The sequence below is a fragment of the Psychrobacter sp. PP-21 genome, from assembly GCF_033790785.1.
Classification (GTDB): Bacteria; Pseudomonadota; Gammaproteobacteria; order Pseudomonadales; family Moraxellaceae; genus Psychrobacter.
Map to the genome: position 1 here is coordinate 1 of NZ_JAMYEB010000030.1, position 12320 is coordinate 12320.

Consider the following 12320-nt stretch of genomic DNA (forward strand, 5'->3'; position numbering starts at 1 on the left):
AGGACTGGTTATATCACTACAATCACGAGCGCCCGAATATGGGCAATGGCGGCTTTACGCCAATACAGAAACTAAACCACGCAGCTTAATTCTATTTGATAAGTGTCTTATGGTTGGGATGATTACCCTGTTAAAGATGCTGCCGTTCGTGAACTTTATGAAGAGACAAGCATTGTATCAAAAGCCTTTAAGACATTTAACGCTGTAGACGCGTTTGACTTTGATAGTAGTGGTAAGCTTCGTCACCATTTTGTTCTTGTAGCCGTACTTTGTATTTGGGTTTCTGGTGATCCTCTAGCAGGTGATGACGCCCTAGAAGCTAGATTTTTCGATATTGAAGATTTGATCAATGCAGATTTAGCCCTTAGCTTAGATGTTAAAGAAATAGCATTACAAGCAGCTGAGTTACTCTAAAAAGTAAGAAAGTTCGATATTCTATACCCCAGGGGGAGGGTGTAAATAATTCTGTGTAAATAAAACTGTATTTACACAGAATTATTTACACCCTCCCAGTAACAGCCGATGTAGCCTTACGTTTGCACGATGCTTTAGGTATTAGTGCTGATTTACTCATGCGCGTTCAATCAAAGTACTCTCTTTGGATCGAATCGCAAAAACAACGTCCACAAATTCAGCCATTTTTTGCGAGTTGTTAGTGGTTTGACCCACTAACAACTAACACGTTGGCTATTCATTGAGTAAATCCTAAACTCAACTAATTCTTTTATTTATCAGGCAACCATTTTTCGACATTCGACGGCACATTCACGGCAAGCATCAGCACATTGCTGGCAGTATTGATGCTCATGTTGGCTACATTCATCTGCACAGTATTCACAAGCCTTGGCACAAAGCTCACAAATTTCTTTCATAAAAGGAGATTCTGTTTGCTGCATACGAGCACAGAGCTGACAAATATCTGCACAATCTAGACAACGCTGAATACATTCTCGCATCATCTCCAGATTTTCTTCTTTTAGACAGGCATTTGCACAACTGGCACAGGTAAGGTAACAGCTCATACATGCCTTTGCGCAATCTGAAAATTGGATATCGTTCATCATACTTACCTAAAGTCAATTGATTTAGGAAAATGCTAATCAAAAAAAAGATATACACTAGGACGATTATGTAAGGGAAAGTAAAATAGTCATAGATTTTGTTAAATGGTTTTAGGAGAGTGTAAATGCAGTGTCGATGAAGGACTGCATGAGCTGCTTTTGAAAGTCTTTGATGTCATCGAAGCTTTTCATGCTGCTGGCCATTTGCTCAGCCAGTTTCTTGATGTCAGATTGGTTAGTCATTGCTTATTCTCCTGTTAGTGGATTATAAGCAGTTACACAAAGTTTGGGAAACTCTCATGGAAAATTGCCTTTTGAGTTTGAAGCAATGTACAATGATAAGATTAACCCGTTAGGTCAGGTGGCCTAACTTAAATAAAAAGTCTCCGACAAACCCGGTACGGTTCAGATGATGCGTTCTACTACATGGATTACAGTCTTGGTTGGATTGTTCATGTTCCAAAGCTTTTGGAATGTGGCGGCGGCCTTTTGTGTCCATGAACAACAGCCTCAATCACAGCAGAGTTATCATTTTGGTCATCACCAAAATACCTTGTGTGCCAGCGATAGTCGTCAACACGATCATAATGGACAGTCAGAAAACATAAAAACATTCAGTAGCGATTTAGAAATCGGTGAAGATCATCAAGATCATCTACCATCGATGATGCATTTGATTGTACAAAATGAAAAAGTAGATGTGTTTCATCCAAGCTCTGAAGTTAAAGTGAATCCACAATTTCATTGGAAAAACAGCTATCAGGCTCCTGACCTGTTTCAACAAAGCCTACCTCCCGAATTTTCCCCGCTCATGGTGGGGTAGCCTAAAACATTCCCACCACTTTTATTATTTAAATAAGTGGGAAAAATCATGTCTTCACAATCAATTATACTCTTGCGTCATAGCTTGGTTGCTTGTATATGTGCAGCGGCTATGCAATATAGCTATGCTGAAAACGTTACCAGCTTTGAATCCGCTTTAGCAAAAGTACAAAGTTACCAGACTCAAGACAAGCCGTGGCAACAAGTTCAGCAAATATCTGAATTGAATATTCAGCAAAGTCGGTTATGGCAGAATCCAAGTATAAGTTTAGAACAGTCTGGCTTTGGCTCAGGTCAAGAACAGGAATTCAATGTTGGCGTTAGTCAACCTCTAGATCTATTTGGTCAGCGTAAGCTGAACCGGGTGATTGCCAATACCTCGAATCAACAAATCCAATTGCAACAGCAATTATGGAAGGCACAAAGCCAACTGATTGTTAAATTTGCATGGTCGCAATTTGCACTTGCTGAGGTTGAGCAGTCTGCTTATTCAGTACAGTTAAAAACAAGTAAAGTCAATCTGGACAGTGCCCAGAAACGCTATCAGGCAGGCAGTATTGCCCTGGTTGATTTTGAGCGTGCCCAAATTGAAGCGCTAGAAATCCAACGACTTTATGAGCAAGCGATGCTGAATAAACAAGCTGCCGGTCGTCAGCTGTCTAATTTGTGGGGGGGAGAAACATCTTCACATCTTCAATTGAATAAAACCGCTATCCCTTGGCCAGAGCAAAGTCTCCAAACTGTGCAACGGTATATTGCTGAAGGGTGGCTAGAAAAATTCTATGCCTTGAACATTCAGCAATCGGATCATCAAATTGAAAATTTAAGAATTCAGGCACGTCCCAATCCGACTTTAAATGTAGGCATGAAACGTAGCAAAACCCCTAATGAAAGCAACGATACGACTTTAGTAATCGGCGTGGCTATTCCACTGAATATTTTCAATCGCCAGCAATATGCGATCCCGATGGTCCAGCAACAGCAAATATTGCTGAACCAACAGCAGCAGCGTGAGCTGAAGCAACAAATACTCGATATTGCCAACAGCATGCATCAGCTCAAAGGTTTACGTAGCCAGTTCGATGCCACAACAGCACAAGTTACTTTGGCGACCAAAGTTCAGAGCCGTACTTTACTAGGGTTTCAGGCAGGGAAACTGTCCATTACCGACGTTCAGCAAGCAACCACCCAACTGCAGAATCTTCGATTGGGTCAATTACAAACTCTACGTCAAGCTTGGCAAACTGCCCTAGCAGCTGAGGCACTCAGTATTGGCACAAGTTATGAAGAAATTAGCCGTTCGGATGCCTATACACAACTGAATAAAAAGGCAGTCGAAGCATCGCAAAATTTAATCAATGGGGGAGCACGATAAAATGAACGCCAAGCAAAACGGAAAAATATCCCAGTCTCTCATGATTGCAATTTTGATTCTGATTACGGTCTTGGTCAGTCTGGCTATTTGGTTAAGTTCAAAAAAAACTGAATCTGAGGGGCGTGGTTATGATGAGGGAAATGCCGAATATTCTGATGAAGATAGTTCTGAAGAAGGACATGCTGAAGAAGGCGAAATACAACTGACCAGCCAACAAATGGTTGAACAAGGTTTAAAAGTTGCTGTTGCATCCACAGGATTGGTTGAAAAGCTGACAACCCTGCCAGGTAAATTGGTGGTGAATACCGATCAACAAGCGCATATATCGCCTAATTTTAGTGGTTATGTCGAGCAGATCAATGTGGCTTTAGGACAGAGCGTGCAAAAAGGACAAACGCTGGCTGTACTAACCGTGCCTGAACTGATCGACCAACAGGCAAATCTGCGTATGGCACAGGTGAATCTGGATTTGGCCCGTAAAGATTACCAGCGCGAACAGCAACTCTGGTCACAGGGGGTTTCTGCCAAACAGGATTACCAGCGTGCCGAAAATGCCTACCGTCAAGCGCAGATTACTGTCCAGTCCTCACAAGCACGTTTAAATGCATTAGGTGCAAGTGGCAATAACAATGGGCGTTTTCTGATTAAAGCACCGATCTCTGGGGTGATCAGTCAAAAAGATATTGTGGTCGGTGAAAATGTGCAACTGGCTAATCAGCTCTTTGTCATTGAACAGCTGAAAGATTTATGGCTTGAGTTTAATTTGCCGAATCAATTCTCAGGTCAACTGCAAGCCGGGCAAAAAATTGACTTTAAAGTGAATGATTCAGATCAAAGCTATAAAGCTACTGTACAAAGCTTAACCTCTCAGGCAGATGTACAAACAGGGCGTCTGGTGGTGCGCGCAAAACTCGATGCGCAAGCTACTGAGTTGCGTTCTAATGTGTTAGTGAGAGTGTTGATTCCGGAAGCTACAGCAAAATCAGCCCTTCGGATTCAAAAGTCTGCGCTGCAAAGTATTGAAGGTGAAGACAGTATTTTCATCGTAGATTCAGAACAAAAAGGTCAAGTCCACTTAAAAGCACAGAAAGTGCAATTGGGGCAGGCTTCAAGTGATGGACAATGGCTTGAAGTGATTTCTGGGCTGACTGAAGGGCAGAAGTATATCGCTCAAGGCAGTTTCTTGTTGAAATCTGAATTAGAAAAAGACGAGGCAGGCCATGGACATTAATTCTGATCTGCCAAAACCAGAAGGTTTATTCGAACGAATCATTCAGTTTTCCATACAAAATGCGATTTGGGTGTTGCTCTTTGCCTGTACCTGGATTGCGGTCGGGGTGTATAGCTATCAGAAACTCCCGATTGATGCTGTACCCGATATTACCAATACCCAAGTCCAGCTTAATACTCAAGCCAAGGGTTTTACTGCGCTTGAAGTCGAACAGCTGATTACCTATCCCATTGAAAATGCCATGGCTGGCATTCCGGATCTGGAGCTTACCCGTTCCATATCCCGTTATGGACTCTCTCAAGTCACCATTATCTTTAAAGATGGGACTGATATTTATTGGGCCCGTCAGCAGATTAACCAACGGACACAGGAGGCGCAATCTGAGTTGCCTGCACAAATCGCACCGACGATGTCCCCCGTTTCTACGGGTCTCGGTGAGATTTATCAATGGGTACTGAAGGCAGATCCGAATGCGAAAAAGCCGGATGGAACTGCATACACGCCGATGGATTTGCGTGAGATTCAGGACTGGATTGTGCGTCCTCAACTGCAACGTGTTAAGGGAGTTGCAGAGGTCAACAGTATTGGTGGTTTTGAAAAAACCTATGTGGTCTCTCCCGATTTAAACCGGATGCAGCAACTGAATATCTCATTAGAACAACTGCAACAGGCTTTAGCGCAAAATAATGAGAACCGAGGTGCAGGTTATATTGAAGACAATGGTCAGCAACTGACGGTACGTGTACCGGGTGCATTCAATGGGCTTTCTGATATTGAGAACACCATGCTGGGTAGCCCAAATGGCAGCCCAATTCGGGTTGGTGATATTGCGCAAGTCTCTATTGGGCATGATTTAAGAACCGGTGGGGCAACCTATAACGGCAAAGAAACCGTTTTAGGGATTGTCATGATGGCGATGGGTGGAAATAGCCAGACTGTTTCTAAAGCTGTGGATGCCAAGCTTCAAGATATTCAGAATAGTTTGCCTAAAGGGGTAGTGATTGAAACGGTGTACGACCGTACTACCTTGGTTGAGAAGGCGATTAAAACCGTTCAGAAAAACTTGGTAGAGGGAGCAATCCTGGTCATCATCATTCTGTTCCTGTTTTTAGGGAATATCCGTGCTGCCTTGATTACTGCCTGTGTCATTCCACTCTCTATGCTGTTTACCTTAACCGGGATGGCACAGCAAAATATCAGTGCCAATCTGATGAGTTTAGGTGCACTCGATTTCGGCATCATTGTCGATGGTGCTGTGGTGATTGTCGAAAACTGTATCCGGCGTTTAGCCCATACACAGCAACTGTTAAAACGACCTCTCACACAAAGTGAACGCTTTAAGGAAGTTTTTCTGGCTGCCCGCCAAGCACGTCGTCCTCTTATTTTTGGTCAGCTTATTATTTTGGTGGTGTATTTGCCGATTTTTGCTTTAAGTGGTGTGGAAGCAAAAATGTTCCATCCGATGGCATTGGCAGTGGTACTCGCCCTTGTTGCAGCCATTATTTTATCGATCACCTTTGTGCCTGCTGCTGTGGCATTGTGGGTCAAAGGCGATATTCAAGAAAAAGAAAGTCGTTGGATGTTATGGCTAAAAGCTAAATATCAGCAAACTCTTGATATTTCGTATCAATACAAAGCAGTTGTGCTGACTTTTGCACTGTGTTTATTAGTGATTACGGGATTTATCAGTACCAAACTCGGCAGTGAATTTGCACCACAGCTCAGTGAAGGAGACTTTGCGATACAACAGTTACGTTCACCAAGTACAGGCTTAGAAGAGTCTTTACGTATTCAGGAGAATACTGAAAAACTTCTTTTAAAGAGTTTCCCTGAAATTAAGGCAGTATTTGCCAGAACGGGTACAGCCGAGGTTGCAACAGATGTCATGCCACCCAATATTTCAGATGGCTATATCATGTTAAAGCCTCGTTCAGAATGGCCAAATCCTAAAGAAAGTTTAGATGAATTACGTGGCCGTATGGTGACGTATTTAGCCACGATTCCAGGCAATAATAGTGAATTTTCACAACCGATTGAACTCCGATTTAATGAATTGATCTCAGGTGTGCGTAGTGATGTTGGTGTGAAAATCTTCGGTGATGATATGAATGTCCTCAATACTGAGGCGACTAAAATCTCCAAAATCATTCAGCAAATATCGGGTAGCAGTGCCGTGAAAGTTGAGCAGACCTCAGGTTTGCCATTACTGAATGTCGAGGTAAATAAAACTTTGGCTGCACAATATGGTTTGAGTGTGCGTTCAATTCAAGACCTTGTGGCAACCAATATTGGTGGACAAAGCGTGGGAGAGATTTTAGAAGGCGATCGTCGTTTTGATTTTGTTATCCGTCTTGGAGAGCAAGACCGTAGTGTCGCATCTGTTTCCCAGTTACCTATTCAGCTTCCAAATGGTGGCAGTATTTTATTGTCGGATGTCGCGCAAGTCTCGACCATTGAAGGAATCAACCAAGTCAGTCGAGAAAATGGTAAACGCCGAGTTGTGGTTACAACGAATGTTGAAGGGCGTGATTTAGGGTCTTTTGTTTCTGATGTACAGACACAGCTCAAAGCATACACTTTGCCAAGTGGTTATTGGATAGAATATGGCGGTCAGTTTGAAAATTTGGCTTCAGCCAAAGCACGGATGCAAATCGTGATTCCACTGACTTTAATCACTATCTTTATTTTACTGATGGCGGTCTTTCACAATGTCAAAGAAAGTCTATTGGTCTTTACCGGGATACCCTTTGCCTTGACCGGTGGTGTGCTGTTCCTTTGGCTAAGGGATATTCCATTATCGATGTCAGCTGGAATTGGCTTTATTGCCTTATCTGGTGTTGCAGTCCTCAATGGACTGGTAATGCTGACCTTTATTAATGAATTAAGGGACAAATATCCAGTGCATAAAGCCGTGTGGCAAGGGGCTATTTTGCGCTTAAGACCAGTGTTGATGACAGCTTGTGTGGCTTCACTGGGTTTTGTACCAATGGCGCTGTCAACCGGAACAGGGGCTGAGGTTCAACGGCCACTGGCAACCGTAGTGATTGGCGGGATTATCTCTTCAACATTACTAACTTTGGTGCTGTTACCCGTGCTTTATCGTTGGATAAATGAAAAAAAAGTTTCTTAATCCAATAGATTAGTCGATTTACAGCAGAGATATTGGCTGTTATCCAATATCTCTGCTCATCATAAATAGAATAAGGAAAATATTTTATGTCAGAACATCATGATCATAGCCATGCGGTTGTTACTGAAGAAAATAGTAAGAAGTTAATGGTTGCCTTAGGTTTAACGACTACTTTTTTAATAGTAGAAGTTGTCGCTGCTTTTGAGACCATCCCGAATTCTGTGTAACTGCCGTTTAGATTAAATGCTTGCTGATACGGTCATCAAACATAATCATAAAACGATTCAGAGCAGACGTCCAGTTACGGATTGGCATCGACCACGAGCCCATCTTGGATTTTGTGTAACTTCTATTTGCTAATAGGGTATAAGAAGTTACACAAAGTTTAGGAAAGTCCCCTCTTTTAAGGCTTTTTGCTCAACATCGAGCCTACACTCTGGTTTAAGTTCAACCATTCAGCTGTATCATTACATCTATATCCGATTATTTTTATGATTGCCTGATAATCTTCATCAAGCTTTCTACTAAATACTGGCTCATGGTGAGCTATACGATTTCTTAATTTTTGAATCCTCTCGAGATCATTATACATCTCACCTCTTAACGCTTTTACCGTAATATTGGTATTAGCATTAGGAAAAACAGTTCTAAAATACGGAAGCCACAACTGATCATCATGACGACTGGTAAACATTTTTTGCCAAAATACAAAGTTTAGCTCAGGTATGACCTTATTGACATCAGATGACTTGGTGCTTGCTTGCTGTAGGTTTATTCTTGCAGGATTAGGCAAAGTATTTATAAAACCGTTATTCCAAGGCCACTGGTTACCATGTAGCTTAAACAACACCTCTGAAACCGCATTTCTAATAGTCACCTCACAAATATGTAGGCAAGGTAAAAAAGCGCCTGATACATTTGCATTCCATAGATACAATTCTAAAGCGCTATCTAGGTCAGAAACTTCTTTTTCGTAAGTAGATAGTCTGGGTGAAGATAGCGTACTTTTTACCCTTTCACCGTTAACAGTTGAATTCATACCTACAAAGCCTTATAATTAAATTGTGAGCTAGGGGTATCGTAGGTTAACACCTCCCCCCTAGACAGATGCGAAAACCCTGCCCTTGTGCAGGGTTTTCTTTTTTTTAACTTTATCAAATATTATTTTTCAACATTGATTTGTCGTCATTATTCTTGTTCCGAATGCAGCATATTCAGAAAAGTGCTTCTCAATAGCAATTAATGCTAAACCTTCCCACCAACACCCTTAAACTTCTCAACGAAAGCCGCAATTTTCTGCAAAACGCTTTGCTTCTTGGTCAAGTATTGGGGATTCAATGGACTCAGTTTAGGTAAGATGGTATTTAACTCTGTCCCATTCTCACTGGCATACTCACGCTTTAGAGACGCGGTGATATAACGCTTAGCTGCCTCTTCATTAAGATTTTCAGCAACAATCATATCTTGGGCTTCACGCTGCTGCTCTGTTTGAGCAAAGCTAAAGAAGGCCTCAATAATGCTGGATTTATCAGGGATGTTATCCAAGTTGGTTTTATTGATGAAATCTACTACCAGGCTTTCTTTAGCACGATTACCAAGGCTTGCTCGAATCACTCGGCGTACTTCTTCAACCAAGGCAGATTTATCTTTGGTGTTTTTATTATGCTCAAAAATCAGCTCAAGGATGTAATCAAGGTTAATCTCTTGAGACTTAAGAAGATCCACTTCAAAAACCACTTCATCCCAATCAAGCGAAGACTCACTTTGATCCTTGGCTGCTTTTTCACGGCGCAGCCAGTCACGTATGTCGTTGTACGTTGATCGATAGTCTTGTACTTCTCGTTCAGCAGGTACATCGATGCTTTGCATGGCAGCAAGATCTTCATCAGTCAAATAGTGCTCAGCTTTGAACATCTCAACTGCCTCATTATCAGTAATATCTATGCTTTGAAGCGCTTTTAGGCTTGCGAACTCATCATAGTTTTGTAAGATGTTCTCGACACGTAAATATTCACCAAATAACTTAGCAAAGTCCTTTTTGTCCGCCTCTTTGACAATATCATCAGGGTTAGGAAAGCGTTGCTGCAGCTCCTTAATCACCTCCAAATAGCCACGCCGTGCTTTGCCTGTCGTAATATCGGTAAAGCCTTCTAGATACTCCCTATAACTTTTTTCTAACACGACGTTCTTAGTGTTTCTATCCCCAAATAAGGTGATGGCATCAATGGTCGCTTGCTCTAAGTCACGAAACGTCACGATGTTACCAAAGGTCTTAGTGGCATCATAAATGCGGTTAGTACGTGAGAACGCCTGCATCAGTCCGTGATAGCGAAGGTTTTTATCAACATAGAGCGTGTTTAAGGTCGGCGCATCAAAACCTGTGAGGAACATACCGACAACAATCAGTAAATCCACATCCTGCTTAATAACGCGTCCTGCAAGATCACGGTAGTAGTTTTGAAAAGACTTACTGTCTACGCCGTAATTGGTCTTAAACATCTCGTTGTAATCATGAATAGCACGGCTTAAAAATTCTTTAGCACTGCTATTCATGGCGGTAGGCTCAAAGCCTTCGTCAGCAATGTCACCGATTGCGTCTTGTTCTTCATTGGCAGCATAAGAAAAGATAGTGGCAATCTTTAAGGGTCTCTCGCTGTCCTTTTGTAGCTGATTCAAGGTCTCATAGTAAGCCTTTGCTGCGTCCACACTACTAACAGCAAACATGGCATTAAAACCTTTGCCACTTCCTTTTAAGCGATGGGTTTTTTGCCTAAAGCTTTTTAAAACGTACTTTGAGATCTCTTCAATACGATCAGGGTGTAATAACAGCTGCTTGTTTTCAGCAGCTGTAAGCTTCTTCTCATCTTGCTCGCTTTCAATGGCCTGAAACTGTGGGCGTACATCATTGTAGTCCACCTTAAACTTCAAGACCTTCTCATCACGAATGGCATCAGTGATGACGTATGAATGCAGTTCGTGGCCAAAAACACTGGCAGTCGTCTCTGCACCCAAAGCGTTCTCTGGGAAGATAGGAGTGCCGGTAAAACCAAACTGGTAGTACTTTTTAAACTTCTTCTTTAAGTTCTTTTGTGCTTCACCAAACTGGCTACGGTGTGCCTCATCAAAGATAAACACCACTTGTTTATGATAAATGGGTAAGTCAGCCTCACCTTTGATCAGGTTATTTAGCTTTTGAATGGTGGTGACAACAATTTTATTATCATCTTTTTCAAGGTTACGCTTTAGACCTGCGGTACTGTCGGAGCCGTTAACGCTATCAGGGGAGAAGCGCTGATACTCTTTCATGGTTTGATAATCAAGATCTTTACGATCCACCACAAAAAACACCTTATCAATAAAAGGCAGTGACGTTGCTAGGCGGGCAGCTTTAAAACTGGTTAAAGTCTTACCTGAGCCTGTGGTATGCCAAATATAGCCGCCACTCTCGAGAGTGCTCCACTTTTTGGATTGATAGGCACTGTTTATCTTCCATAAAATGCGCTCAGTAGCGGCAATCTGATACGGACGCATCACCAATGAGGTATTACTCACATCAAAGACGGTGTAATGCATCAGCACGTTTAATAAGGTGTTTTTTTGAAAGAAGGTTGCGGTAAAATCTTTTAAGTCTTTGATTAGGGTATTGTCTGATCTCGCCCAGTTCATGGTGAAATCAAAGCTGTTTTTATTGCGTTTGGTGGTATTGGCAAAGTAGCGGGTATCGGTGCCATTTGAGATCACAAACAGCTGTAGATATTTATATAAGGAGTTATCGGAGTTAAAGCTCTCTTTGCTATAACGATGTACTTGGTTAAAGGCTTCGCGGATGGCAACGCCGCGCTTTTTAAGCTCAATTTGTACCAATGGCAAGCCATTGACCAAAACAGTAACGTCGTAGCGATTCGCCTGTGAGCCTGTTTGAGCAAACTGCTTGATCACCTGTACTTTATTGCGTGGAATGTTTTTCTTATCGAGTAGCGCGATGTTTTGCAGCCGTCCGTCGTCAAACGTAAAGTCATGGATATGATCATCATGAATCTTACGGGCTTTATCCGTGCTGTTATCACTAGGATTATCCAAATATTCCATCACAAAGCGTTGCCACTCGTCATCGGTGAACTGCACGTTATTTAAGGCTTGCAGCTGTACACGCACGTTAGCCAACATAGTTTTGGGGGAATTTAAACCAGCGACAAATTCATAACCTTGGTTTTGTAGGTCTTTAAGTAATTCGCGCTCTAGATCATCCTCAGTTTGATAGCCGCCATCAGGCTGATCGCACTTGGTATATTTATTGAGGACGATAAAATTATTCGATTCAGCAATGGTTTTTGTTTGGTCAGTCATGAGCTACTACCTCAGACTTAGGGAAGCTTAACAGCAGGTTACGGTAATGCTCATATTGCTGTTGGCGCAGCTCTATTTCACGCGGGAGACCTTCGGTCAGAGATGTGGTTAAGGCGTCGAATTTATCGAGAATAGAAACGATGCGTTTTTGTTCGGTAAGGCTAGGGACTTGTATGGGAAAATTCAAAAGCATTGGTCTACGTAGGGAAGTAACCGATGAGTTTACCGGGGAGTTTCCTAAAAACTGTGTAACTGCTTATAATCCATTAACAGGAGAATAAGCAATGACGACTCAATCTGACATTAAAAAACTAGCCGAGCAAATGGCTGGTAGCATGAACAGCTTCGATGACA

At 42.1% G+C, this 12320-nt stretch carries 8 protein-coding genes and 4 pseudogenes; 7 read left to right on the top strand and 5 right to left on the bottom strand.

Annotation, left to right across the window (positions count from 1 at the left end):
* Positions 1-102: 102 nt before the first annotated feature.
* Entirely contained in the window at positions 103-414 is a 312-nt protein-coding gene (locus NJD71_RS13040; protein WP_319052353.1) for an NUDIX domain-containing protein, read from the top strand.
* A gap of 317 nt (positions 415-731) precedes the next feature.
* Here the strand turns inward: NJD71_RS13040 and NJD71_RS13045 are convergent, their stop codons facing one another.
* Both NJD71_RS13045 and NJD71_RS13050 read right to left on the bottom strand, forming a co-directional pair.
* Entirely contained in the window at positions 732-1061 is a 330-nt protein-coding gene (locus NJD71_RS13045; RefSeq protein ID WP_084212324.1) for a four-helix bundle copper-binding protein, read from the bottom strand.
* A 126-nt stretch (positions 1062-1187) separates the two neighbouring features.
* Positions 1188-1304: pseudogene (locus NJD71_RS13050) on the bottom strand (transposase); the annotation flags it as partial.
* Positions 1305-1470: 166 nt separating this feature from the next.
* On the opposite strand from NJD71_RS13050, the gene NJD71_RS13055 reads away from it, so the two are divergent.
* From NJD71_RS13055 to NJD71_RS13075, 5 genes and pseudogenes are all read left to right on the top strand, one after another.
* Positions 1471-1884 (top strand): cation efflux protein, CzcI-like, encoded by a 414-nt coding sequence (locus NJD71_RS13055; RefSeq protein ID WP_227502390.1) that lies wholly within the window; start codon positions 1471-1473, stop codon positions 1882-1884.
* Between the two features lie 48 nt (positions 1885-1932).
* Positions 1933-3258 carry a TolC family protein gene (locus NJD71_RS13060; protein ID WP_201578551.1) on the top strand — a complete coding sequence of 442 codons (1326 nt, stop codon included), beginning with the start codon at positions 1933-1935 and terminating at the stop codon, positions 3256-3258.
* Position 3259: 1 nt separating this feature from the next.
* Positions 3260-4489, top strand: a complete 1230-nt coding sequence (locus NJD71_RS13065; protein ID WP_068034974.1) for an efflux RND transporter periplasmic adaptor subunit — start codon at positions 3260-3262, stop codon at positions 4487-4489.
* Positions 4479-7619 carry an efflux RND transporter permease subunit gene (locus NJD71_RS13070; RefSeq protein WP_160022865.1) on the top strand — a complete coding sequence of 1047 codons (3141 nt, stop codon included), beginning with the start codon at positions 4479-4481 and terminating at the stop codon, positions 7617-7619. Before NJD71_RS13065 ends, NJD71_RS13070 begins: the two co-directional genes overlap by 11 nt.
* Positions 7620-7705: 86 nt before the next feature.
* Positions 7706-7828, top strand: a pseudogene (locus NJD71_RS13075) (cation diffusion facilitator family transporter); the annotation flags it as partial.
* A 194-nt stretch (positions 7829-8022) separates the two neighbouring features.
* On the opposite strand, the gene NJD71_RS13080 reads toward NJD71_RS13075, so the two are convergent.
* From NJD71_RS13080 to NJD71_RS13090, 3 genes and pseudogenes are all read right to left on the bottom strand, one after another.
* Positions 8023-8658, bottom strand: a complete 636-nt coding sequence (locus tag NJD71_RS13080; RefSeq protein WP_319052354.1) for an Abi family protein — start codon at positions 8656-8658, stop codon at positions 8023-8025.
* Positions 8659-8864: 206 nt separating this feature from the next.
* Complete coding sequence (locus NJD71_RS13085; protein WP_319052355.1) at positions 8865-11966, bottom strand: HsdR family type I site-specific deoxyribonuclease; 3102 nt, start codon at positions 11964-11966, stop codon at positions 8865-8867.
* A pseudogene (locus NJD71_RS13090) lies at positions 11959-12180 on the bottom strand (restriction endonuclease subunit S); the annotation flags it as partial. The pseudogene NJD71_RS13090 and the gene NJD71_RS13085, both read right to left, overlap by 8 nt.
* 70 nt (positions 12181-12250) lie before the next feature.
* Here NJD71_RS13090 and NJD71_RS14040 point away from each other — a divergent pair.
* Positions 12251-12320, top strand: a pseudogene (locus NJD71_RS14040) (transposase); the annotation flags it as partial.

What these genes read in the sequence shown, in the direction of transcription:
- NJD71_RS13085 (WP_319052355.1), bottom strand. Translation starts at nt 11,966, where the DNA reads ATGACTGACCAAACAAAAACCATTGCTGAATCGAATAATTTTATCGTC.
- NJD71_RS13070 (WP_160022865.1), top strand. Translation starts at nt 4,479, where the DNA reads ATGGACATTAATTCTGATCTGCCAAAACCAGAAGGTTTATTCGAACGA.
- NJD71_RS13065 (WP_068034974.1), top strand. Translation starts at nt 3,260, where the DNA reads ATGAACGCCAAGCAAAACGGAAAAATATCCCAGTCTCTCATGATTGCA.
- NJD71_RS13045 (WP_084212324.1), bottom strand. Translation starts at nt 1,061, where the DNA reads ATGAACGATATCCAATTTTCAGATTGCGCAAAGGCATGTATGAGCTGT.
- NJD71_RS13080 (WP_319052354.1), bottom strand. Translation starts at nt 8,658, where the DNA reads ATGAATTCAACTGTTAACGGTGAAAGGGTAAAAAGTACGCTATCTTCA.
- NJD71_RS13060 (WP_201578551.1), top strand. Translation starts at nt 1,933, where the DNA reads ATGTCTTCACAATCAATTATACTCTTGCGTCATAGCTTGGTTGCTTGT.
- NJD71_RS13055 (WP_227502390.1), top strand. Translation starts at nt 1,471, where the DNA reads ATGATGCGTTCTACTACATGGATTACAGTCTTGGTTGGATTGTTCATG.